Origin of the sequence: Leclercia sp. 29361 (assembly GCF_011290365.1) — a bacterium.
GTDB classification, from domain to species: Bacteria; Pseudomonadota; Gammaproteobacteria; order Enterobacterales; family Enterobacteriaceae; genus Enterobacter; species Enterobacter tamurae.
The window spans coordinates 3,406,115-3,427,583 of sequence record NZ_CP049786.1; the positions used below are offsets into that span (position 1 = coordinate 3,406,115).

Consider the following 21,469-nt stretch of genomic DNA (forward strand, 5'->3'; position numbering starts at 1 on the left):
CCCGGCGCAATGGCCGGGTTGAGAGGATTGAGTGGGGATTACTGGTAGACGCTGTCGCTGTACTCAGAGACGGTCAGGGATACTGTGTTATCGCTGTTGGGCTTGATGCTGTTGACGGTCCACAACTGGCTGTCCAGTTCTTCCACGGTGGCGATCAGGTAACGCGACGGGAGCTGCACTGTGTCGCCGTTCCAGATGTTGAGCTGTATCGCTGGCACCGCCGCGGTGAAGCCATAGGGCGTGTCGCTGCGCGCCGTTGCCGGATAGCGTAATGTCGGGTTGCCCAGACTGTCGGTGACCAGCACATACATCGTGCCGGAAAAGCTGATCGGCTCGCTGGTATCGAAATTGTTACCGGTGCGCCCGGTGATGTAGCCCTGCTGCTGGTTGCTGTCGTAGATGTCTGGCATCTGAATAACGCTGCCCGCCTGAATAATTCCGTCTTCGAACACCCGGGCATTCATCCTGACTCGGGAATACATCAGGCGCCGCGTTTCGCGCAGCGCGCGCTCTCGCGCCTGGAACTCATCACGGAAACCGACGATCTCCAGTTTGTTGGGGTTCTCCGCCTCCTGCTCGACGATTGCCCCATTCAGTACCCGGTAGTTGATGTAGGTCTTGTTGTTCGTGGTCGGATGGACATATGACACCTGCACACCGTCATAGCCTCCCGGCAAAGTGGCCTCGTATGTGATTTTGTACTCGTCCGTTTTCATGTTGGCCCGGTTGAATACCGCCGCCGGGTAGTCCACCTTCTGATCGCGGGTAAACGTCAGAACCCCATCATCCCAGTACGCCATTACCGACGCGGCGTTGCAGATCGCGCGCACCCGGTCGCCCAGCGAGTCGTTTTCGTCATCAAAGGTGTAATCGAATTGCCCAAGCCGGTCATCCGGCAGGCTTTCGGCGATTGCATACAGGCCGTACAGGTCAATGCTACTTACCGGCTGCGCGCCCATTACCAGCCATGTGTGCGCCACCGCATCCGCAAATGAGCGCGACGGCCTCAGCGTGTAATCCACCGTCTGCGTGTCCAGGTCATAGGTGATGGTATGGCGCGTTACCAGTACGTTGTACTTGCGGTCTCGGCTGCCCAGCGCGTTCTCTGTCGCCCTTACCTTCACGCGCACCAGCGTATCGGTTGGATGCACGACGTTGGTTCTGACGTTGACCGAGTGGATCTCCTCAACCTTCAGGATAGAGGCATCACTCGAGTTATCTGTGCGCTGGAAGTTAATGGCGTACTTTCCGAAACCGCCGGTCGGCGTCAGCTTATCGGTGCGGTAAAATACCTCGCTCGATGATTTGTGCGGCGTCCCCTGGTGATACGCGAACGTCTGCTGAGTACCCGGCACCTGGTTGTAGTCATCGTCAATCTTCCAGATCGTGACCTTCCAGTCAGCTGACTTTTTCCCACCCAGCTGCACCTGAGTGTGCAGCCACAACTGAGAGGACTCGACCGGCGAGAAGAACGGTCCTACCACGAGCGCTTCATTATCGTTGAGGATGAATTTCGTCGTGTTGATTGTCGCCGTTGCCGGCACGTCAGGAGGGCCAATCAGATCCGCCATCGTGAATGTGTACCACTGGACCGGGTTAACCACCGCGCCGTCGTTCGTTTCGACAGCCGATATCAGCGTGCCGGAGAAATCGACATCCTGCGTGACGTTACCGGTTGGCGTGCTGTAGGTTACGTTAATCGTGAATGTAACCGCATGCGGAAGGACGAGGCCCATGAAGTAATCAAACTCAGCCTGCTTGATGATTTTTACTGCAATCTGCCCGCCGGAGTAAGTTCCGCTCACAACCGTGTTGGCGGTGGCTGTCTCGATCGGGAAATTGTCCGATTCGTTCTGGCCAGGCACTTCCTGGCCGTCGACGTCGTCGAACCCGTAGCCTTCGTTGATGGTGGGGATTACCTCACCAGGCTGGAAAAACTGGTATTCGGCTCCTGGCATACTTCCAAGGCTTGACTCTGAGTAACGTACCGACTCATAGCCGTATTTTCCTATGCCTACACACATCCACTCTGTAACGAACTTTAGTCCACCATCATTTTCATTCTGCCGAACATACTCAAAAAGCGATTCCTGGATCAAATCAGGGTATGAGCGGATTTGCCCGTAGATGTCTGGTTTTGCTTTGTAGACGCGCGCCGTATTCGTCTGACCGGTCAGGCTATTGTTTGGCGAGTCGATCGTGTTGCCGCCGGCATTAGCGATCGCCGGTTTGGGAGCCAGGAACGAGAAGACCGCGCCGACAACTTTGAAAATCGGGCTGAGAATGTCGCCAATGATACCCTTCGGCTGGTCGAATATCTGGATGCGGTCCAGTTCGCGCAGTTCAAATGCCAGTTCTTCATCGTCGCCTAACTTAACGCCGTTGCGGACGATGAGCAGATCGCGGTGAAAGGTAGCGTCATTGGCCGCCAGCCAGTCATAAAAAAGGGTGCCGTTTGGCACCCTGTAGCGTTCTTTTGGCGTTCCCGGGAAACGCTGAAGCTCAATCAACGCCATAAGAAAAAAACTCCACTTTGGTGAATGCTCGCTGAATGACCAGCAACGAGTCCATGCGTACGCTTCCGTTCTCGCCGCGCGAGTGCAGCGCCTGCCGGTTCAGTACCAGACCAACATGCGCCGGTTGCGTGCCGCGGTACCCGACGAATATCCCGCCCTCTACCGGTTTATCAAGCTGGCGCCAGAAAACGACGTCACCCTGGTAGCAGGTGAAGAAATCCTCACCGGCTTCGTAGTCCGGCGTCTGGTGCAGTTCAATTCCGAGAACATGCCGGTAATACAGCACGCATAATCCCCAGCAATCCACCTTCTCGAACGAACAGGCCCGGTTAGCCCACGGCACGCCGATCACCTTCCGAACAAAATCAGAGGTACTGAAGTCCCGTGTACTCGACTGGATCATAAAGGCGACCAATATTGTTGTTCAGAGGGTTGGTGACGGAGAGAGTGACCGATGCGGCATCAGCATCGATATCCACCGTCTTGACGTAAAGCTGCCACGACTTAATCGGCACCGACACATCGCCGCTGTCGAAGATCTGCCGCGTGGCCGTGATGGCAGTCAGCCTGGCCGCACCCTTCCACTGTTTCATCAGCGCTTTGATATCCGACGACAGCCGCCCAAGCTTCACCGTCGCGTCGATTACCGGCGTACCGCTCTGCTGGCTCTCTTCGATTTCAAAACGGGCGGGTGTGTACGCCTGGCCGCCAAGCGTCTTCGGGAAGAACTGCTTATCGACCAGGCGGACATAGCCAAAGGATGGATGATAGAACGTGATGGTGTCGTACAGTCCGCGCGTCGGGCGCTGCTGCTTATACTCCCTAAAGCTCGGCATTACGGCACCCTCGGAAGTGATTCCGGATCGCGTCCGTCTGGGTAACCCGTAACCACGATATCCAGCCACGAATCCCACGGTGGCGGCAACTCAACAATGATGTCGTCGAACTCGTCGTCGGCATTGTAGAGGTGGTTAGCGATTACCGTTCCCGTCCAGGTCACCACCCCGCCGTCGATACTGGTTTGCACAGGCATCTGCGTGAAGTGAAGCTCCTGCAGCTGCAGGCCACTGCCGCCCAGATTGATATTCATCCGGAACCAGTTAAGGCCACGATTGAGATAGTTTGGGCTGCGCAGCCACTGCTGGAAAGCGCGCTCCTGCGCCAGGGTGAATATCCACGTCAGCGACCAGGTCACTTTCAGGTCGTCGGTTTGATTCTCGAAAATAGCCGGGCCGACCGCTGGCTGATCGGTCTGGAACCCGGTATCGAGCGTCATGTTTTTGCTGGCCTTCTGCGCCAGCGGCAGCCAGTCGGGATAGTCGATAATTGGCATCAGCCCTGCCCCCTTGGCGTGCGCTTAACGTTCAAATTGCTGGTAATAGCCTGGCTTGCTGGGCCACCATTATTCATGTCAGCGATAAATGCATCGATGGTCCAGGTGCCGTCACTGCCCTGCGTAGCCTGTGCATCGACCGACGCTGAAGAGTAATTGTTGATATTCAAAATCACCCCGCCACCTCCGCCAGCAGTCATCTCCTTATTGCTGATCACCTTGCCGTTGTCGCCCGGTATCATGTACTGCTTACCGGTACTGGCCTGGTAAATCTCCGGCATGCCACCTTCGCCGACCTGGTACATTCCGCCTGCACTCACCGGGCCGCCATTCTTGCGCTTGCCAGACAGCGCAAGGATGCCAGCCATCGCGCCAAGGCCAATAGCAACAGCTCCACCAAACGAAGCCACTGAGGACATAATGGCCGCCGGAGTCCATGCTGCAGTGGTGGCCGCTGCCGCCGCGGTAGACGTGGCCGTCGTGGTGGCAATGCCTGCCGCCTGAGCAGTGGTCGATGCTGCAACTGCAGCAGTGGTGGCCGTCTGACCCATGATGGCTGACTTCACCCACTCAACGCCCATCTGAACGAAGGTGTTGATTACACTGTTCAGCACGGTCATGCCGATACTGCGCATTGCGTCGCTGGCAGACATGCTACCAGTGACAATGCCCGTCAGCGCATTACTGGCAACCGAACCGAGTGAGTCGAAAGCCGCCGCTGCTGCCTGTGTGGCTGCGTTCTGCTGCGCCCATTCTTCCCACATCGCCGCGTTACGCTGATCCCGATATTGCTGTTCGATAGCAGCGCGAGCCGCCTCAGCTTCCCCGATCTTCTGCGGGTAAAGTTGGGCGTATTGTTGGATGTCCGCGATGTCTTTCTGATACTGACTATCCAGTCCGGCAGTTTTGCTGGTTTTACCCTGGATGGTGCTGAACTTATTGGCAGCGTCGGTACGCTCCTTTTCTGCCTTGGCCTGGGCGCGCAATGCGTTGGCGTTATCCCAGGCTTTAGCCGCGTATTGCCCGGCCAGAATTACCTGTTCCTGTGTCGCATCATTACCGAGAGACTGCTGTGCATTAAGCACAGCCTGAGCTCGCGATAACTCACCAACGCTTCCGGCTGACAGTTCGGCCTTCTGCTTCAGTTCGTCGAGTTTTTGGTTAACAGACTCTTGAGCTTTAGCGTATTGCTCAGCCTCTTTCTGGGCTGCTGACGCTCCTCCTTTAGACTTGCTCCCAGTGGCCGTCGCGGTGGTCTTAATCTCGATCGGCTTGGTATTGGCCGCAGTGTTTGATGCTTTAGTTACCGCCTGCATATCACTAACAAGAGTTGCGGCCTGATCACTAAGAGTGGAAAGGGCCTGGTTTTGGGCTGCCCAACCATCAAGCCCAAGCCATGACCAGGTGCGCGCGCGACGGTTAAACATCTCTGCAGTACTGTTCAAATCAGAGATCTGAGCATCTGCAGACACCGCTTTACCAACCAGCCTATCGAGCGCAGCAGTCAACGAGTCGATCACCATTACCATCCCTGAGCTTGCACCTGTTGCCTGGTTAACAGAGTCAATCATCGACAGGAATGAGTTTGTCAGTGCGGTATTGGCCTGTGAAAGCGTGCGCGGGAGTTTCTCGAATTCAGCATTCACTGAGCCGGTTTTCTTCTGGATGGCGTTGAGAGCATCTTCTGCCGTCAGTTTACCGTCCAGCATCAGTTGGCGAAGTTCTCCGATACTTACACCCATCCCGGCGGCAATCTGGCGCGCTAGTTCTGGCATTTGCTCAAGGATGGAGTTGAACTCCTCCGCCCTGACAGTGCCGGAGGAAATTGACTGACCGAACTGGCGCAGCGCATTCGCCATTTCCTCGGATGAGGATCCGCCGATGCGCCCAATTTTCTGAAGAGTCTCGGTGAGCTGAATGATCTGGCCGTTCGTCGCCCCAGTATCGCGCAACGCCGTGCTGAGGGTTTCCCACAGTTTCGCCGTGTCCTGCAGTGAGCCGCCAGTTGCCGAGCTTATGCGCATCAGATTCTGCATCGTCTGCGATGCCGCTGCAGCGCTACCGGTAAGACGCTCAATGCGCGCGTTGAGTTGACTCATGTTGTCAGCAGCAACAAGAAACGCCTTACCCCAGTCAACAACGAGTGACGCCGCAATAGCACCGGCCACGCGGTTGATATTGGTCTGCAGCTCATCCATCTTTTTGGCTGCGTTGGTGGCAGAGTTGCCGATTGAGTCGAGTGACTTATTGGCCTTTCCCTGCGCCTTCAGCAAGCCAGAAACATCGGCCTCGATGTCGTAATAAATCTCGCCTGCTTTTTCAGACATCACTTTTCTCCGGGCATAAAAAAACCCACCTCTCGGTGGGTTAGTCATTCGTGTCGTTTATTGGCATCGTTCGGTGTAGGCTGGCGGTGGCGGCGTGCCGCGCGAACTCAGGAAATGTTCGCCAAGCGTGTAATCGACGCCTTTCGAGAACATACCTTTCGATTTCATTTTCAGCTCAACGAAGAATGGGTGAAACCCTGCATAGGCCCCAAAACCGTTCTTGCCGTTAATTTCCCCGCAAACTATAGCAAAGACACGGCCCTCGTCAGCATCCATCATTTTTGCAACTTTCACGTTGCGGAATTGCGCACTACCAGGATCCAGTAGATTGGCTGAAACTTCAGATTGCGCCAGAGAAATTGCCTTTTCCTCACCCGGCTTACAGCCAGCCAGAACCAGCGGAATAGCCAAAGCCAAAAGTATTTTCTTCACTCTTATCCCCTGAGTTTTATTGTCGAGCCATATTACGCCCGGTCAGGCGATTACGGTACATCCATTATTACCTCAGGCGGCTTTCCTTGCTGATTTTTCGCGCTCAATCATTTCCTGCCAGCGGCGATCGTCATCGTCCATAACAGCGTCGTACTCTTCCCTGGTGAAGCCTTTCTGGTCTGGGTATTTTGCATTAAGCATCATCGCAAATTCGGTCATTGTGAGGTTTTCAGCCTCTTCCCTGCTGATTCCGAAATGGTTTCGCGCTGCCATGATGTATTCAGTCGCATGAAACTCAGGCGTCGTTTCTTTGCTTTCGTGCTTCTGCAGTTTTCGTACCTTGGCCCGACCGATAATGCCATGCATGATCAGTGACTGAGCTATCAAGATAAGGTTCTCAGGCGGAAGCGCGCCGCGGTGCCATACGAATGTGCGCCTGCCAGTACGCGAAGGCTCATGCCATCCAGTCAGTTCAGAAACGTCCTCGTCACAGCAGGACTGAATGACGTTAATGGCCGAGAGCAATGCTTCGCGCACAAAAGCAGCTGAACCTGCTGCATCCAGAGCCCACTTCGGCAGGGAAATATCACCGAAGTAGTAAGCGTAAAACATGCGCTGATGCTCCGGTATAGCACTGTGAATATCCCTGGCCGCATCAAGCATCTTCGCCACGTCATCATTGAAAAGCGCATAGAAAGTGCGGACGATATGCTCTGGCTCGCCGATCCGCGTCATGTTACGGAACGATGGCCGGAAGAAGTATTCCTGCTCGCCAGCACCAATCAGGCACTCGCCAATCTCTTTCAAGGGTGTCATATCGTTCTCCATAACCAGTATCAAGGGCAGCACGCCGCCCTTTGTAGTGATTACGGTGCAGCAGTCACGGTAACAGCACAGGTATCGGTGAAGTCACCATCTGCGGTTGTAGCCGTGATTGTCGCTGTGCCAGCGGCAACGGCCGTTACCATGCCGGTTGAACTGACGGTGGCGATAGATGGTGCCGAGGTCGTCCAGGTGATCGCCTTGTTTGTCGCATCGGTTGGCTGAACTGCACCGCTCAACTGCTGGGTTGCGCCAACGACCAGAGATGCAGTCGCAGGTGTGACTTCAACGCCGGTGGCCGCGATAGAGTCAGCGACTTCGAATACAACGGTGTCTGCGTCGTAGACTTTCCATTCCCCAGAGAAGGTGGAAATATCGTTGGTTCCGAAATCACCAGACCACGAAGTGGTGTTCATGTAACCCTGGATATAGGTTCCAGCGCTCTCACCCGCGAAGTCGAAACGCACCCACAGGTTAGGCTGACGGCCTGCCTGAACTTCGTCAAAGATGTATTTCGACAGACGCCACGCGCCGATCTCGTTATCTTTGTCAGACTTGCGAAACTCCCCTTCGCCGGAGATCGTCAGATCCATGTTGTTGACCAGGTTCTCCACCAGCCCTTTAGCATCATCTGCCTCGGAGTTGATGGTGTTCATCGAATAGTCGATGCCCTTGGTCGTCATAGCGCCGAGACGCTTCCACTCGGAAAGCGCTGGCACTGCGTCGGGGCAGCCAAAGGCCATGCGTAGCACAGCCACTTTCCCGATCAGCTTGCCAAAATCATTAGCACAGCCTTGCATGTGTTACCTCTCAAATAAAAAAGGCCGCCGGATGGCAGCCTGATGGGTTGTTGATAGGAGTTATTCGCCGTATACGCACATGAACTGAAGTCGGAAGACCAGGCGCCCCTCTTCGGTCATGATCGGTGCCGGCATGTTGCCTAGGTTTTGAATAAGGCCAAGGCACTCATCGGAAATGTCGTTCTGTTCGACAAAATTGATGATGTCCTGAGCCTTCTCTGCTGCCGCGCGGCGCTTATCCTTGGCTGAGATGACATCCACCAGTACGTAGTGGTCAGAACCGAGGTCATTTCGGATGTCTGTGCCACCATTAGGCCTGAACACGATGAATGCGTCGGTTAATTTCTTTGTATCGTCCCATGCCAGCAACTGAACGATGAAGCCAGTGGTAAGCCCGGCATCAACGAAATAATTACGCACGCGCTCGTACATGGCTGGTGTCATAATGAAAGCTCCTTGCGCATTACGGCATCAATCTGGCTGCGGGTGTCTTCAAATCCTTTGGTTAGGAACTCTTTCTGCGCAGTGGCGCGGCGGAAGGTTTGAGGAACACTTGGATCGTGAACGAAAACAGCGTAGTTAGCCGTGTACCCCACTCTCGCTGTCAGCCGAACGCCGTTGTTTATCAACTCCCGATACTGGCTATTCAACAGCGTTGAGGTGTCGATCGGCGTGTAAAGCGCGGCCTGTGAGCTGCCGATTATCATTGCTGACTGCAGCGCCAGGACAACCTTGCGCCCTTTCACGTCGTTGAAAATGCGGTTGAGCCCGGCTTTCGACTGCTTAACGCCGCGCACTTTGATGCCCATAGCTACACTCCAGTCAGGATGGCGTAATCATCCGCCACTCGCTCAAACGTGTCGGCGTAGCGGATAACCTGGCGTACCTCGTCAGCACCGGCCGCAACCGGATCGGCGTCGGTAGATTCGCCAATCAGCAGGTAATCACCGGCGTCGGCCAGGGCGTACTCAGTCCAGACAGTATTTTTCACGACGATTTCAGCGCCCAGGCTGCCGATACGCTTTGATAGCCCGCCCTCATAATCGACCATGATGACTACCGGCGAGGCGTAGCCGTTTATCGGATCGCCGTTCTCGTCCCTGCCGCCAGCACCCTTGCGCCAGATGGTGGCCTTGGCGGTGTAGGACCAGTTTGCAGCTGATGACATCAGCCCTCCCTCCACTTCAGTACCTTCGCGCCTGTCGCCTGGATACGCGGGCAGTTGATGAACCACTCACCGTCCGATTTCACGTAGCCGGTGGTCTCCCGCCCGGTATCGGTCAGCACCCAGACGCGAGTGAAAGAACGAGGCAGACGAACGCTTACAGATGTCCAGGTCATCAGCAGCCCCCGACAACCATGAACATTCCGACGCTATTACCGGCGCTGATAGGCAATTCCCCGGTGCATCCACTGGTATCGAGGCGGCCCAGTGAATCGCGCAGCCAGGTGATGCTGTCGTCGCCATACTCAAATGAGCGTGAGGCACCGGACGGTGCCCCCTGCGATTTGATGCGGCGCGCGCCCGAGGACGTCGCCATCAGCGCGGCGGCGTACATCAGGATCAGCTTCGAGGTGCAATCGTCATACCCTGCCCCATCGAGGCACGGGATGATTTTGTTTACCACGCAGAGGATCGGATCCAGCAGCGCCCCGGGTATGCTGTAACCCAACTCACCGAGGAACGCCTGTACGTCTGCCGCTGTGATTGGGTCAGCCATGGTTATTTCGCCTTCTTCGATTTAGAGGATGTTTCTGCCTGCTCTGCCTGCTCTGCCTGCTCTGACTGCTCTGCCTGCTCTGCAGGATTATCGCCCGGCGTCGCCACTTCAAGCTCCTGCTCACCGACTTCACCGACGAATGACACCCGGCCTGCGAACGCTGGCGGAACGGATGCCGCGATGAACTCGTGCCCTACAGGCAGTTGCTGGAATACGCCATCAATCGTGCCCCAGCAGCCCGGTTTTTCGATTCTTAACTTTTGCATGTTCTCTCCTGAAGAAAAGGGGCCGAAGCCCCTTAACCCTGTGCGTTGAACACTTTCGAGCGACCATTGAAATCGCGTTTGATCTGCAGACCTACCGCACTCCATACCAGAGTGTTGTAGTTGTCGAACGGATTCTGTCGCGGGATCATGAAGGTGCCCACCGGCGCGGCGATGCGCGTCTTGATGTACTGCGAATTGCGCACGTACGCGATGAAGTGGTTGCCGGTCAGCTTAAAGGTCTGGTTTACAGACTCGATGCGACCGTAGCGCAGGATGTACTCAAGCACGGTGCCTTCTTTGAAGCCGGCAGCGGAGGAATACGGTTTGCTCAGGTTGCGCATGATGTCAGGCGACACCCACACCTTCACCTTCTCCTGCACGTAGTTATCGTCAAGGAGCTTCGCGAACGGACCGGTGAAGAACGCTACCGACTCATCTGGGGTCGAGGTCGTCAGGTCGATGTTCAGACCGGATGCGCTCAGATCCACCTGATTGGTGTTGGCGTGGTTGGTAATGCCTGCACCGACGTAGCCCTTCACCTTCACCTTCGCGTCCCCAGTCAGCATGTAGTCAGCCATGTCTTCACGGATGGCCGCAACGTGCGCTTCCTGGTCGTCGGCCATCGCGTCGAGGTTTTCCGACTGCATGCCGTTCCATTCACGCCATTCACGGCTGTAGCCGGTGTTGAAGATTGGGATCGGGTCGCCTGCTTCGTCGTAGATGACTTTATCCAGCTCTTCCGGCACATGGCCAGTCAGGGTGCGATGTACCTTGCCGGCCTCGCTGGAAACGCGGTACAGAGCGGCGGTTTTGCCGATAGAGATCGGCGTACCGAGCCCAAGCAGGTCATCCAGCAGACCGTTGCCTTCGTCATTGCGGAAAACACGGGTGGTGATGTTGTCCACTTCGCGCCAGTAGTCTTTGGAGATCAGCGCTGCCTGGTTAACTTCCAGCGCGCCGTTATACTGGGCGGTGATAGTGTTCTGATTGATGTTGAAGGCCTGGCGCTGCATCAGCAGCTGATTCCACGCCTGCTTAATCTGGTGATGTTCGGTAACCAGCTTTTTGTTGAAAACGATCATGCTCATGCGGTTGCTTTCCCTGATTTGCGAACTTTCACGAGCTGCGCTTCCGCGCCGACAGTGATTTTCTCGCGTGAGTAGAAGAGGATGTGGTCAGTGGCCGGGGTGGTCGACTTCGCCAGGGTGCCGTCACCGTTGGAGATCAGGCCTTCGTTCTCCAGAAGCACTTGCCCGGCCTTGACGCGCATGTGGTAGTCGACATCGTCTTCACACATGATGGCCGCGCCAGTATCACCTGCTGGCACTGCATCACGGATATCACCACCGCCGATGTAGTTGTGCTGCATAGTCAGGGGAACGCCAGTGCCGCCTGCTGTTGCGTGGTAAATCCACTGCCCGGTAGCGTCAAGTTCAACGAGTGAGCCCGGCAGGATGGCTACCTTGCAGAGCGCCTCAATGACCTGCGGGTCATTCTTGCGGGCCGGGCCCGCGATTACGGTATGGAAACGAGGAGCGAGTGCCATTATTCAGGTGCCTCCATGGTAAGGATTTCGCTTTGTGCGCCGTTACCCTGGAATGCAGGGTTCAGCCCGGTGCTGGTCTGGCATTGCGAGAACATATCGTTCAGCGCTTCGGGAGCCAGAGAGTTGATCGCCGCTTCGGTCATGAACGGGAACTTGGCTTTCACCGCCTGGCGCTTCTCGGCGGTGTCTTTCTCCGCATTGGCCTGCAGCTGAGTTTCCAGGTGGCTGATTTTGTCGGTCAGCGGAGTGAGAGCGGCGTTTACCGCTGCAGTAATGGCATCAGTATTCACCTGAGCGCCAGCCGGGTCGCCGCCACCGGCTTTCTTCTGCATCTGCTGGTTGTAGGCATCCCAGACTTGATCGTCGGTCAGCCCCTCGGTTGTTACGCCTGCGGCATTGAGCGCGGCGATCATCTTCTGTTTCATCGGGTTTTGTTCTCCGTTGGTTTTGACTTCGTACTCAGTGGGTTTGCGCACGACTTCGATGGGCTCACCGACCAGCGTTACCGCGTTGTCATCGATGAGGTATTTCTGCTGGAAGAGTTTCGAGCCCTCTTCGTAGATGAATTTGTCCGGCCAGACGGTCACCACATAGCGATAAGCGTCACTGCCAGACGGGGCGCGGATAGCCTCACGCAGCATCTGGTAGATTTCGTCGAATGATGCGTCGGAGTTGTGGGTGAGGAAAAACTTCACCTTGTTCACCAGACCGTCCTTGAGACTGTTCGCCGCATCGATGAGATTGGCAGTTTCGACCTCCCCTTCCTGCCCGTCAGCGTTCACGAACATGCCAACGCCCTCTTCCGGCGTTCCGGCCCCCGGCTCATCCAGCAGGATGGCGATATGGTCGAACTGCATGTTGCGGGCGATCCAGGTGTACTTCTTCTCCTTCGACTCGCCCGATTTCTTCTCTTTGTTGGTGAGCAGCCCGGTTGAGAGGTGAATCGGGTCGGTGTTGGTACCAGCGATCATCTCGTCGAGGCGGTTAATCAGGCGCTTGCCATCAGGTTTCGTCTCAGCAACAGCTTTGTTGATGTAAACGTCCATGACGACCTGATCGCCTGACTTACTGACGTTCTGCGCCCAGGCACCAACGTGATAAGCGTTGATGGCGCGCGGGTCATTGGCGCTGACATACTTGCCATCTACCATCGGGTGCGGCAGAGGCATCAGCTTGCCTTCCATCGTCTGGTAGCTGTTGTTAATCTCCTCCGCCGGGTACAGGCCGCCATTCATCACGATGTCATCGACGATCGGAACCGCACCACGAATGACGTAGTGTTCCTGGCCGTTGATGGTGGTCGTTGAGATGTTGGAGGCGTTAATGGCGAGGGATTTAACGTGGATGCTGGATAGCTTCACGATTATTCCTCAGGTTTCTTGATCGCTTAATCAGCGGGCAGTAATTTGTTTAAACCGAACACTTATGGAGGATTGCAATGGCTTTATTTAAGGTTACTTATCAGGTTAATGGGGATCCAACCTTCAGGGACGTCAATGTCAGTAGCGATAAAGAATTAACCACATTTGATGATGAGGTTATTGAGGCAGCGATGCGTGATTCTGTTCATTACACCCCGGCATCAAGCGCAACATCCATTAATGGACTGAGAGTGGTAATGGTTACCCCAATCAAGTAGTCCCCTTCCAAAGCTGGCGCTCTTTCGCCAGCTTATCAGCCAACCCTTCATTAAAGATGCTGCCGTCGTCACTGAGCAGCACCGGGATCTGGCTGCAGTAGCAGTTGTACCGGTTCCCGTTTACGGCGTAGAAGTCGCGCACCTCTTCGGTGGTGTACACCCTGCCGTGACGGCTGGCGTGCCAGCTGCGGGTTGTGGGCTTGAGCGCTGACAGCCACAGCAGGCCGGTATTCAGCCCCAGCCGGTCAGCAGCCCACTCCGTTTCGTTCCACTGAGCCTGCCGCAGCGCGCCGACCTGCTCGGTCTGGGCAATTGCCTTGGCTCTGGACATGCTCACGTCCAGCCTTTTGCTGATGACCGAAGCTGTTTCTCTTGGTGATACCCCGCGCGCCACCGCATCGGTGATGATGCCTGTCAGGTCAGCCCGGGCGGCATCGCTGATCGCCTTCCAGTCGCTGAATGTCGTCAGCCTGGCGGAGGCGATCTGGTTTTGATAACCGGGACTGCTTAAAAGCTGCTGTAGTGTCGTCTGGCTGGAGTAATACGGCGATTGTTGCGAGAGGTTATTGAAGGCCTCCAGCGTGCCGCGCTGCGCCTCAGCGACGATGTAATCCATCGCCCACTGATTGTTCTCACCACCGTCCAGCAGATAGTCATCAAGGATGCCCTGCACCGCCTCCAGCAGCTCCGCCAGCTCCTGCGGGGTCATGTCGTAGATGAACTTTCCGGCGTTGACCCGGTAGAGTCTCGGATCCTCGCCGTTGACGTGGCACAGGAAGTGCCAGTTGTGGCTGTTAACCTCTCGTTCTCGCCCGGTCAGGCGCTGGTCGAACAGGGCTTTCAGGGCTGACTTAATCGCGTAATACCGGTCCTCTATATTGCGCTCCATCCTGCTGACTGGCTTACGCGACATCGTGGGGTCAACTTTCGACCGTGGTATTACCGGACTCTTCGGCTTCTGATTCTGGGTCGGCCAGTGGGTCAGGCTTTGGCTTATTGCCATCTGGCTTCACCTCGTCATCAAGTTCTGGCAGGGCCTGTAGCTCGCCTGCCGCGCGTATCTCGTTTTCCGTGATAGCCGAGCGGCCAAATGCGTTTGTCGATTTAACGGCAACGTCAGCCAGCTTATCCATGTTGGCAATCTTCTCTGCCTGACTCGGAGCCAGCAGATCGGACCATCCTACGGTGACTTCTTCGCCGCTGGCAGGAGGGATAAACCCCAGCGTCCAGAAGCGGGTAACCACCTCAGTGATGACGTCTGTCAGGAAGCCATTGCGTCGGCTCATACGGGTTTTGGCCCAGTCCTTAGCATCTTCCGTGCTGGCCCGTTCGCCAGTCTGCATACCCACCAGCACTTTCACCGGGATCGGCAAGGTGGCGCAGAACTCATTGAGCGCAGTCCGCCAGGTTGGCTCCGGGTCGGCAACGGCCACGGAAAGCACGCTGGTATCACCCTCCTGCATGATGACGGCGCTGTCTGTGCTGTCATTCAGGCGGCGAACCTGGTCATCCATCCCTTCTGAGAGTTGCGCCTCGCTAACGCCCAGCGCCCTTGCCAGCTGCGCAAAGCTTGTTTTGGCGCTGAAGTTGAAGTTGAGCTGCCGGCTGGCGTTCTTCAGGAACCCCTCAGCAGCACCACCAGACACCTTTTCGAGGTCCAGCAGCTTGTTGAAGCCCTCTTCCAGCAGCGACTCGCCGGAATCAAGCCGTCCGTCATCCGAGCCTTCAGCCAGGATAATGACGCGATCGGGATGAACGTTGATGATTCGCCCGGGCTGGCCGCTGCGCTGCTGCTGTACCGGAATTTCGGTAAACGAGTACATGCTGACAGCGCCATAGTCCTCGCTGTTCTGGTCCTCGTTATAACTGACCGGGTCGAGCTGGGCCTCCCAGACCGGGATTAGCCGGACGAGCGCCCTTTCCTGCAGCCTGCCGACCATCGCCTTATCGACAGGATCCCACCATGGCTTACTGTCTTTAACCTGGATGAGCAGCGCTGAGTAACGGCCCACGAGGTTACGTTTGTCAGCGCCCTTAATCTGCTTCCAGCAGCGCTTAAGCAGTTTGTTGACCCGCTTATCCCATGCTGTCTGCCGGGTGGCGTCCTTCGTCTGATCGCCTTCGTAAACTTCCGGGTAATCCTCCCAGCAACCGTCAACCATGCGCGTCACTGCGGCGCCGGCGATAGCATTGCGGCGGTACGCCCGGTAGAAGTCATCGAAGCAGAGATCCTGCGGGTATCCGAATTCCTGATACAGACGTTTACGCTTGGTATTACTGGTGCCATTGAACAGTGCGTTGACGTAACGCATCCGCTCGCGGTCGATGCTGGCGTTCGTGGCGAGTTGTTTATTTTCGCTTTCGTTCACGGTGTCCTCCGTCAGCGCGAGCGCACCAACATGCCGGTTGATTGTGGTTCTGATAATTCGGTGAGCGCGTATACCGCGGCATCAAGCCGGTCAGGTGATTTCTTCGCAGTGGATGGCACGTACTCCATGAACTGGTTCTCGATCTCGTAGAGGCTGCCACGGTGAGCTACCCGGCCCTGCGCATACAGCGCGGAGATGGGCTCTGCACGCGCGTATTTGCCCTTACTGGCATGCACGCGGATGATGCGGCCGCCGAACCCGGCATTGCGCAGCGTGTCCTCCGCCATATCGCCGCCCTGGTTGGTTTCGATGACGATCGCATCAGCTTCGTGCTGCTCATAGGCTTCAATGGCTTTGGTAGCCCAGCCGTTTGGTGAGTATTTCCCGCTGTAATCCGCATCGAGGCTGTATTGCCGCTCATCGCCGGTACCGTAAACACTGGCGACGGCAATGCCTGATTCGTCACTCTCTTCGCTGTTTGTCGCCTGCGGGTCGATTGCCACGATCGTACGGGCCAGTTCCTGGGTGATCCGCATCGCGTGTGCGGCGCTGATCATCTCCTCGTTCCACAGCGCGCCCTCCGCATTGAAGCGTTTCGGGTTCTGCATGTACTGGGCTTCGGCTGTTCGCCGGTGAGAGAACAGCGATACGCGGTGCGATTCGTTGTGCTTAAACGGCCATAACCAGCCATCAGGCAGGCCGTGGTCAATCGGGATTGCGTGGGTGTTTTCCGGATACTGGTCGGCGTATGACTGGCTGTTGTTGATCAGCACTGGTAAATTCAGGTGGTGCCACTTCTCACCGCTGCCGCCCCGCAACAGGTAACCGCTCAGGTCGTGGTAGTGAATGCGTTGCATGATGACAATCATCGGCGTCGTCTCGATCGCCAGTCGTGATTTGATTGTCTCGTTAAAGCGGCTGTTGACGCCGTCGCGGACGATCTCCGAGTAAGCGTCATCCGGCTTAACCGGGTCATCGATAATCAGAGCGCCCTGCCAGCCTGGCTCCATGTGTCCGGCACGAAAGCCGGTAACCTGCCCGGCAGCTGATGACGCATAAACGCCGCCACCGTGCTCAGTCCACCACATCGCCTTGCTGTCAGCGTCATCGCGAAGCGACATCGGCCACATCGACTGATACGCCTGCGACTTAATCATTCCGCGCGCAGTTGAGGAGTTCAGCAGTGCCAGATTGTGCGAATATGACAGGTGCATGAATCGGGCCCGGCAGTTTAGCGCCAGCCCCCGGCCCATCATATTGATAGTCGCCAGTTCCGTCTTCGTGTACCCAGGCGGAACGTTGATGATCAGGCGCGTAATCTCACCATCGATAACGCGGTCCAACGTCTGCTGAATCACCTTGTGGTGAGGAGCGATAATCATCTTGCCGCCGGTTCGCTGCTTGAAGAAGTAGCGCGCGTAATACAGTCCGTCCTCTTCACACTCAACCCGGCGGGCAAATGTCTTTTGCTCAGCAGTCGTCATCCTCCATCATCTCCTGCCGTGCAGCCTTGTATTCTTCTTTGGTCAGCGTCACCATTTCGATCGGGCCGCCGTTCTTGCCTGTATGCTCATGCGTCGCCTGTTCTTTGAAAGCCATCACATCAATGTGCTTTCCGAGCAGCTCGAGGTTTTTAACTTTGTCCGGCCACTTAATTTTCTTAAGCAGCCCGACCATCTCGCGCTCTTCCCCGCGACCCTCGAACATTTCGGCCACATCAAAGCCGCTAAGGTAACGACGCCATGATGAAGGCCACTCGCTTACCGGCCTCAGGCTCATGTCATCTTTGAGGATGTCGAGCACGTCCATCTGGTCAATCTCAACGAGCCGATTCAGGACGTATGTCGCATTTATGCCAACCAGATCATTGCGCTGCGCTTTCAGTTCGGCAATTCTGGATTGGATGTCAGGTTTTGACAGGTTTTCGGACGCAGTGCGGTTAGCTGTCTTTGCGCTGTACCCCGCCCGAATAGCCGCTTGCGTGGCGTTTAAATCGATGAGGTACTCGCGACAGAACATTTCTTGCTTGTCGGTGAGTGCCATGGCTTGCCTTATATGAGGAATCTTTATGTCTACTGAGTCACTGTTAAGCACATTGATCAAATACGACCGTTTTCATGCCACCAATCAGATGGTGCCGGGAATAGCCCAACTCGCCGTTGATAAAGGTTATGAAAATCTCAGCGGGAAGCAAAAGCTCGTGCTTGAACCGTATTTAACGCATGCTTGTGATGGCGTCACGGATCCAGGTGAGCATCATAATAACTGTCAACATATTCTTGAAGGTGATGAACTTGAGAGCGCCATTCAGAATGACATGTATTACGGCGGTTTACTTTGTCCTTCCTGTGTAGATGAAAAGGAAGATTACCGACGCCGTTGGGAAGACATACAAAGCGAGTAGGTTCAACACACCTCTGATTTCTTAGCCTTCAGATAATCAAAGGTCATGTCGAGAAGGAGAATGCGTAGCGCTTCTTCTTCTGATATGCGAGGGCTAAGCTCATTCAATCTGCGCTGCAGCTCATCAAGAACTTCGAGGGACCGCGCTACATGACCGCTCATATCAAGAGTTAAAGTGAATTCACCAACTGTCGTTTTCATGGTGGTCATTCCTCTGGCTCTTTCTCTTCCGCCACCGGCACAAAGAGGAACTGTTCCACGCTGTCCGGGCGGAAGTAACGCCACTCACCCTCTTCAGTAGCAAGAGCCACGAAGCCATTGATGATTTCAGGCTGGCTGCGAGTCATCAGACCGGTGAAGGTTTCTTTCGAAGTGGTGGTGATGGTGATTCTGTAGGTGTCAGTCATGAACGCCTCTTTATCCTCTCAAGGGGATAGCAGGTGATTTATCCGCTGTAGGGGATATCCATTATCGAAGCCCCTCAGTGAAGAGCTTCTGTAATGCCTTTACGATTCTTCCGAAGGGAACAGGATCAGGGTCTCCTTCGCTTCCTGAATGGCTTTAGTGGTACGGGCAACCAAACCGTTTTCGCTGGTTACGCGGTTGAGGTGCTGGATGAACAGCTGATACTTCAACTGGTCGTCTTCCACGAACTTGATAGCTTCTGCTGCTGCAGCGGTATCAAAGTTCACTGCCGATAACAGACCGAAACGGATCTGCTGTGATGGGGTTAGTTCGGCGCTTGCCATATGTGCTCCTGTTGTGATGAAACCCATTATCAAGCCCACCCGCAGATGAGCTTTGGAATGGAAAGCCGTTGTGAAAGTGGCTCTCTTAGAGACGGGCTCAATTTTGAGCCGGTTACGCCGCTTCGTCTTTTTTTGGCAGGCCGGGAATGACTAACTGAATCTGCTCCTGCATGTGAATCCGTTCAGATTCAATACGGCGCTTTTCACCACCAACACCCCAACTATTCATAATTCGAGCCGCCGTACTGACGCGCTTGGTCTTATGCTGATACTCCAACTCAAGCTTGTTGGCCTCAGCAAAGAGGGAAAGCTTGCCCATCACGACATCGCGGAAAGTCTGATAAACCTTCACCTCGAAAGATGCCGAAAGCCATGCAGCATACTTTAGGGCGATCAACTCATGCGCCCACGTCCCGCGATTAGCTCCACCATGGATAACATCAAGTATCTGATTTTTCTCCAAAGTGTCTTTTAGCACTTTGGAAACTTCATCGACAAAAGCCTGCACTCCGTCAGCACCGATAAACTGACTAGGCACCTGCCACTTCTTCGCAAGTCCACCGGCCATTGCGGCTCGGTGCATATCGTTCAGGTTATAGGTGCCGTGCTCATTACTTCTGACGTGAACATTTTCGATAACAATGCTTGGGTGATTCATAGCGTCTTTACCTTTTAGAAAGTGAGCCTGTCTCACAGAAAAGCCGCCCGAGAGAGGTCGCCACCTATAACGGCTGTTCTCAGGCTCGCTTACTGAAAGGCTCTCGTGATGGAATGCGCGTGAGATGCGCGGGCATAAAAAAGCCCCGCTAATGCGAGGCTCAGTTATTTCTCTATGCTTAAAGTCCAGAGGAGAGACTGTGCCAGAGCCTCAGGGATGAGGTTCTTTGTCCTGCGACTGGATCTTGCGTATTGCTGTCCTGTCGATATTGCACTGCCCGACGATCCCATATAGCTCCGCGTTCATTGCAACGCTGTCGCCATACGATGGGTTATCGGGCAGATCCGGCACATCAATGCGGGACGTTAGCTCTGCCGGCAGGTTGAGGACCGGCGTCTTTACCACCCGGTATTCCACGGGCGGCTTCTGCTGCGGCGCGCAACCGCTCAACAGCTGCATCAGGAACAGGAGCGACAGCGCACTTATCTGCTGCCAGGTAACGCTTAATCTCACCCTGTAGCTTTCTGTTCTGCTGGGCGGCTTCTGCCCGTTGCTCTGCCACTTCCGACATGACAACGTTTTGCCTGTTGACCGCTCCTGCAAGTTCTTTAACGCTTCCCGCCAGATCGTCATTCTTCGCCCTCAGATCGTTAATCTGCACATCCTTGCTGTCGTTAAGCTGGGTAAGCCTTTCGTTCGTGGCAGTAAGCTGGTAGTTGCGCGCATTTAGCCCCCACAGGCAGATGGCAACAAGGATGATGAATGCGCATGGGATGAGGATGTGCGCGTTGTTTTTGAAAAAGCGGAATAAACTGATTAAACCGAACATAAAACCCCCTTAGCTTTAGTCAAGCGGGCTTTCCTGTCCTCCAGTCCATTTGTGCCGCCGTTAATGATTCGGGTGATGCGGGTAACATCATCAGAGTCGGCGACAGAATTAAGTCCGTGATTGCTCCACCATGCAGCTGCTGATTCAGCGGCGTACTGAGGCTGTGTGAGTAGCTCCGGGTTCTGAACGATATCAACGCCAAGCTGCTTCACCAGTGCGGCGTAGTTCGCCTTCCCTGTCACCTGTATCAGGCCGCGCCCGCGGTAACGATAGCCATCACCAGTATTCCTATCGCCATTCCCGTTCCGGTTGGCGTAGATGATGCTGCCGATCATCTTCTGGTCTGCAGGGTGAGCATTCTGGCCCGAATCAACCCGGCCATACCTGAGCGCTTCTTCCTGGCTGATGCGGTTGCCGAACATAGCCAGCAACGCACCGTAGCGATAATTCAGGCTCTCTTCGGTATGCACAAACCCTGATGACTCATGCCCCACCTGTGCGAGGAAGTGTGCCTGCCGCAGAGGGGTGTTGATGCCGTATTTCTGCATGGCGGCGTTGACCACCGGGAACCACTTCTGCGCCAGAGCAGAGCTGACGCCAGTGGTTTGCTGGAATTTACTGAGGGTCAGCATTAGCTTTTTCTCCCGGTTCATTCAGGCCAAGACGACGCCGCGCATAGGCGAACAGTGAATCCACTCCCACATAACCCACGCCAGCCGAGATAGGCCAGCAGAGTTCAGGCGGAAAGTTCCAGTTGAAGATTGCCCATATGGCCGTGAGCGTGGGCTGAGCGAAGAAGCAGAGGATGCCGCACATCGTTGCGCCGGCGATCCGGTCTTTCCACTTTGATTTAGCGCCGCGTGAGGTAGCGAGTATCGACATGACAAAAGCCAGAACCGAATAGCCAGCTTCGTTTTTGTGGTTTACAAGCCACGCAAGCATAACGGCCCAGGTATCCGGTCTGTCTTGCATAATCGATTTCTTCATGATGGCACCGGTGTGGTGCTCGTTGATTTGGGTCGGGCTCTCAGGGCTATTTAGCAACGGGAGATGTCGAGG

At 55.4% G+C, this 21,469-nt stretch carries 30 protein-coding genes; 2 read left to right on the forward strand and 28 right to left on the reverse strand.

All coding sequences use genetic code 11. From position 1 onward, the window contains the following. Window positions 1–38: 38 nt before the first annotated feature. The 17 genes from G7090_RS16260 to G7090_RS16340 form a co-directional block, all read right to left on the reverse strand. Entirely contained in the window at window positions 39–2,516 is a 2,478-nt protein-coding gene (locus G7090_RS16260; protein WP_166183100.1) for a host specificity factor TipJ family phage tail protein, read from the reverse strand. Continuing rightward, entirely contained in the window at window positions 2,503–2,919 is a 417-nt protein-coding gene (locus G7090_RS16265; RefSeq protein ID WP_166183102.1) for an NlpC/P60 family protein, read from the reverse strand. The genes G7090_RS16260 and G7090_RS16265 overlap by 14 nt, the downstream gene beginning before the upstream one ends. After that, a complete protein-coding gene (locus G7090_RS16270; RefSeq protein WP_063151416.1) occupies window positions 2,882–3,352 on the reverse strand; it encodes a hypothetical protein in 471 nt (156 codons plus the stop codon). The genes G7090_RS16265 and G7090_RS16270 overlap by 38 nt, the downstream gene beginning before the upstream one ends. Next, window positions 3,352–3,849 carry a hypothetical protein gene (locus G7090_RS16275; protein WP_016245414.1) on the reverse strand — a complete coding sequence of 166 codons (498 nt, stop codon included), beginning with the start codon at window positions 3,847–3,849 and terminating at the stop codon, window positions 3,352–3,354. The genes G7090_RS16270 and G7090_RS16275 overlap by 1 nt, the downstream gene beginning before the upstream one ends. After that, window positions 3,849–6,176, reverse strand: a complete 2,328-nt coding sequence (locus G7090_RS16280) for a tape measure protein (protein WP_166183105.1) — start codon at window positions 6,174–6,176, stop codon at window positions 3,849–3,851. The genes G7090_RS16275 and G7090_RS16280 overlap by 1 nt, the downstream gene beginning before the upstream one ends. A gap of 57 nt (window positions 6,177–6,233) precedes the next feature. Further along, window positions 6,234–6,608, reverse strand: coding sequence for a hypothetical protein (locus G7090_RS16285; protein ID WP_166183107.1), 375 nt, complete (start codon window positions 6,606–6,608; stop codon window positions 6,234–6,236). Between the two features lie 72 nt (window positions 6,609–6,680). After that, window positions 6,681–7,424 carry a DUF6246 family protein gene (locus G7090_RS16290; protein ID WP_166183109.1) on the reverse strand — a complete coding sequence of 248 codons (744 nt, stop codon included), beginning with the start codon at window positions 7,422–7,424 and terminating at the stop codon, window positions 6,681–6,683. Window positions 7,425–7,474: 50 nt separating this feature from the next. After that, window positions 7,475–8,230: an Ig-like domain-containing protein gene (locus G7090_RS16295; protein WP_166183111.1), complete on the reverse strand. Its 756-nt coding sequence runs from the start codon at window positions 8,228–8,230 to the stop codon at window positions 7,475–7,477. Between the two features lie 60 nt (window positions 8,231–8,290). Continuing rightward, the gene (locus G7090_RS16300) at window positions 8,291–8,674 is read right to left on the reverse strand and encodes a hypothetical protein (protein ID WP_166183113.1); all 384 of its coding nucleotides are present in this window, start codon (window positions 8,672–8,674) and stop codon (window positions 8,291–8,293) included. After that, the gene (locus G7090_RS16305; RefSeq protein ID WP_166183115.1) at window positions 8,671–9,039 is read right to left on the reverse strand and encodes an HK97 gp10 family phage protein; all 369 of its coding nucleotides are present in this window, start codon (window positions 9,037–9,039) and stop codon (window positions 8,671–8,673) included. The genes G7090_RS16300 and G7090_RS16305 overlap by 4 nt, the downstream gene beginning before the upstream one ends. A gap of 2 nt (window positions 9,040–9,041) precedes the next feature. After that, complete coding sequence (locus tag G7090_RS16310) at window positions 9,042–9,398, reverse strand: hypothetical protein (protein ID WP_166183116.1); 357 nt, start codon at window positions 9,396–9,398, stop codon at window positions 9,042–9,044. Beyond that, window positions 9,398–9,571, reverse strand: coding sequence for a 50S ribosomal protein L13 (locus G7090_RS16315; protein ID WP_166183117.1), 174 nt, complete (start codon window positions 9,569–9,571; stop codon window positions 9,398–9,400). Before G7090_RS16315 ends, G7090_RS16310 begins: the two co-directional genes overlap by 1 nt. Further along, window positions 9,571–9,951: a hypothetical protein gene (locus tag G7090_RS16320; RefSeq protein WP_166183118.1), complete on the reverse strand. Its 381-nt coding sequence runs from the start codon at window positions 9,949–9,951 to the stop codon at window positions 9,571–9,573. Before G7090_RS16320 ends, G7090_RS16315 begins: the two co-directional genes overlap by 1 nt. A gap of 2 nt (window positions 9,952–9,953) precedes the next feature. Next, window positions 9,954–10,217, reverse strand: coding sequence for a hypothetical protein (locus G7090_RS16325; protein WP_166183119.1), 264 nt, complete (start codon window positions 10,215–10,217; stop codon window positions 9,954–9,956). A gap of 32 nt (window positions 10,218–10,249) precedes the next feature. Continuing rightward, window positions 10,250–11,305 carry a major capsid protein gene (locus G7090_RS16330; protein WP_166183120.1) on the reverse strand — a complete coding sequence of 352 codons (1,056 nt, stop codon included), beginning with the start codon at window positions 11,303–11,305 and terminating at the stop codon, window positions 10,250–10,252. Next, window positions 11,302–11,763 carry a hypothetical protein gene (locus G7090_RS16335; protein ID WP_085451680.1) on the reverse strand — a complete coding sequence of 154 codons (462 nt, stop codon included), beginning with the start codon at window positions 11,761–11,763 and terminating at the stop codon, window positions 11,302–11,304. Before G7090_RS16335 ends, G7090_RS16330 begins: the two co-directional genes overlap by 4 nt. Further along, on the reverse strand, window positions 11,763–13,124 hold the full coding sequence (locus G7090_RS16340; RefSeq protein ID WP_166183121.1) for a DUF2213 domain-containing protein: 1,362 nt from the start codon (window positions 13,122–13,124) through the stop codon (window positions 11,763–11,765). Before G7090_RS16340 ends, G7090_RS16335 begins: the two co-directional genes overlap by 1 nt. 77 nt (window positions 13,125–13,201) lie before the next feature. Here G7090_RS16340 and G7090_RS16345 point away from each other — a divergent pair, with 77 nt between their 5' ends. Continuing rightward, entirely contained in the window at window positions 13,202–13,402 is a 201-nt protein-coding gene (locus G7090_RS16345; protein WP_166183123.1) for a hypothetical protein, read from the forward strand. On the opposite strand, the gene G7090_RS16350 is transcribed toward G7090_RS16345, so the two are convergent. From G7090_RS16350 to G7090_RS16365, 4 genes are read right to left on the reverse strand one after another with little or no spacing between them, the layout of a single operon-like run. Next, complete coding sequence (locus G7090_RS16350) at window positions 13,395–14,291, reverse strand: phage minor head protein (protein WP_166185401.1); 897 nt, start codon at window positions 14,289–14,291, stop codon at window positions 13,395–13,397. The genes G7090_RS16345 and G7090_RS16350 overlap by 8 nt on opposite strands. Before the next feature lie 31 nt (window positions 14,292–14,322). Then, window positions 14,323–15,771 (reverse strand): DUF1073 domain-containing protein, encoded by a 1,449-nt coding sequence (locus G7090_RS16355; protein ID WP_166183126.1) that lies wholly within the window; start codon window positions 15,769–15,771, stop codon window positions 14,323–14,325. A gap of 11 nt (window positions 15,772–15,782) precedes the next feature. Then, window positions 15,783–17,255, reverse strand: a complete 1,473-nt coding sequence (locus G7090_RS16360) for a DNA-packaging protein (RefSeq protein WP_166183128.1) — start codon at window positions 17,253–17,255, stop codon at window positions 15,783–15,785. Continuing rightward, window positions 17,242–17,814: a terminase small subunit gene (locus G7090_RS16365; RefSeq protein ID WP_156238572.1), complete on the reverse strand. Its 573-nt coding sequence runs from the start codon at window positions 17,812–17,814 to the stop codon at window positions 17,242–17,244. The genes G7090_RS16360 and G7090_RS16365 overlap by 14 nt, the downstream gene beginning before the upstream one ends. A 25-nt stretch (window positions 17,815–17,839) precedes the next feature. On the opposite strand from G7090_RS16365, the gene G7090_RS16370 reads away from it, so the two are divergent. Next, entirely contained in the window at window positions 17,840–18,175 is a 336-nt protein-coding gene (locus G7090_RS16370) for a hypothetical protein (protein WP_166183131.1), read from the forward strand. A gap of 2 nt (window positions 18,176–18,177) precedes the next feature. On the opposite strand, the gene G7090_RS16375 is transcribed toward G7090_RS16370, so the two are convergent. From G7090_RS16375 to G7090_RS16405, 7 genes are all read right to left on the reverse strand, one after another. Then, entirely contained in the window at window positions 18,178–18,375 is a 198-nt protein-coding gene (locus G7090_RS16375) for a hypothetical protein (RefSeq protein WP_166183133.1), read from the reverse strand. 5 nt (window positions 18,376–18,380) lie between these two features. Next, complete coding sequence (locus G7090_RS16380; RefSeq protein ID WP_166183135.1) at window positions 18,381–18,581, reverse strand: hypothetical protein; 201 nt, start codon at window positions 18,579–18,581, stop codon at window positions 18,381–18,383. Between the two features lie 99 nt (window positions 18,582–18,680). Then, window positions 18,681–18,923 carry a DUF2560 family protein gene (locus G7090_RS16385; protein ID WP_166183137.1) on the reverse strand — a complete coding sequence of 81 codons (243 nt, stop codon included), beginning with the start codon at window positions 18,921–18,923 and terminating at the stop codon, window positions 18,681–18,683. Window positions 18,924–19,035: 112 nt separating this feature from the next. Beyond that, entirely contained in the window at window positions 19,036–19,581 is a 546-nt protein-coding gene (locus G7090_RS16390; protein WP_166183139.1) for a KilA-N domain-containing protein, read from the reverse strand. Between the two features lie 352 nt (window positions 19,582–19,933). Then, window positions 19,934–20,410 carry an Rz lytic protein gene (locus tag G7090_RS16395; RefSeq protein ID WP_166183142.1) on the reverse strand — a complete coding sequence of 159 codons (477 nt, stop codon included), beginning with the start codon at window positions 20,408–20,410 and terminating at the stop codon, window positions 19,934–19,936. Beyond that, entirely contained in the window at window positions 20,398–21,042 is a 645-nt protein-coding gene (locus G7090_RS16400) for a glycoside hydrolase family 19 protein (RefSeq protein WP_166183144.1), read from the reverse strand. Before G7090_RS16400 ends, G7090_RS16395 begins: the two co-directional genes overlap by 13 nt. Then, the gene (locus G7090_RS16405; RefSeq protein WP_114387227.1) at window positions 21,026–21,397 is read right to left on the reverse strand and encodes a phage holin family protein; all 372 of its coding nucleotides are present in this window, start codon (window positions 21,395–21,397) and stop codon (window positions 21,026–21,028) included. Before G7090_RS16405 ends, G7090_RS16400 begins: the two co-directional genes overlap by 17 nt. Between the last annotated feature and the right edge of the window lie 72 nt (window positions 21,398–21,469).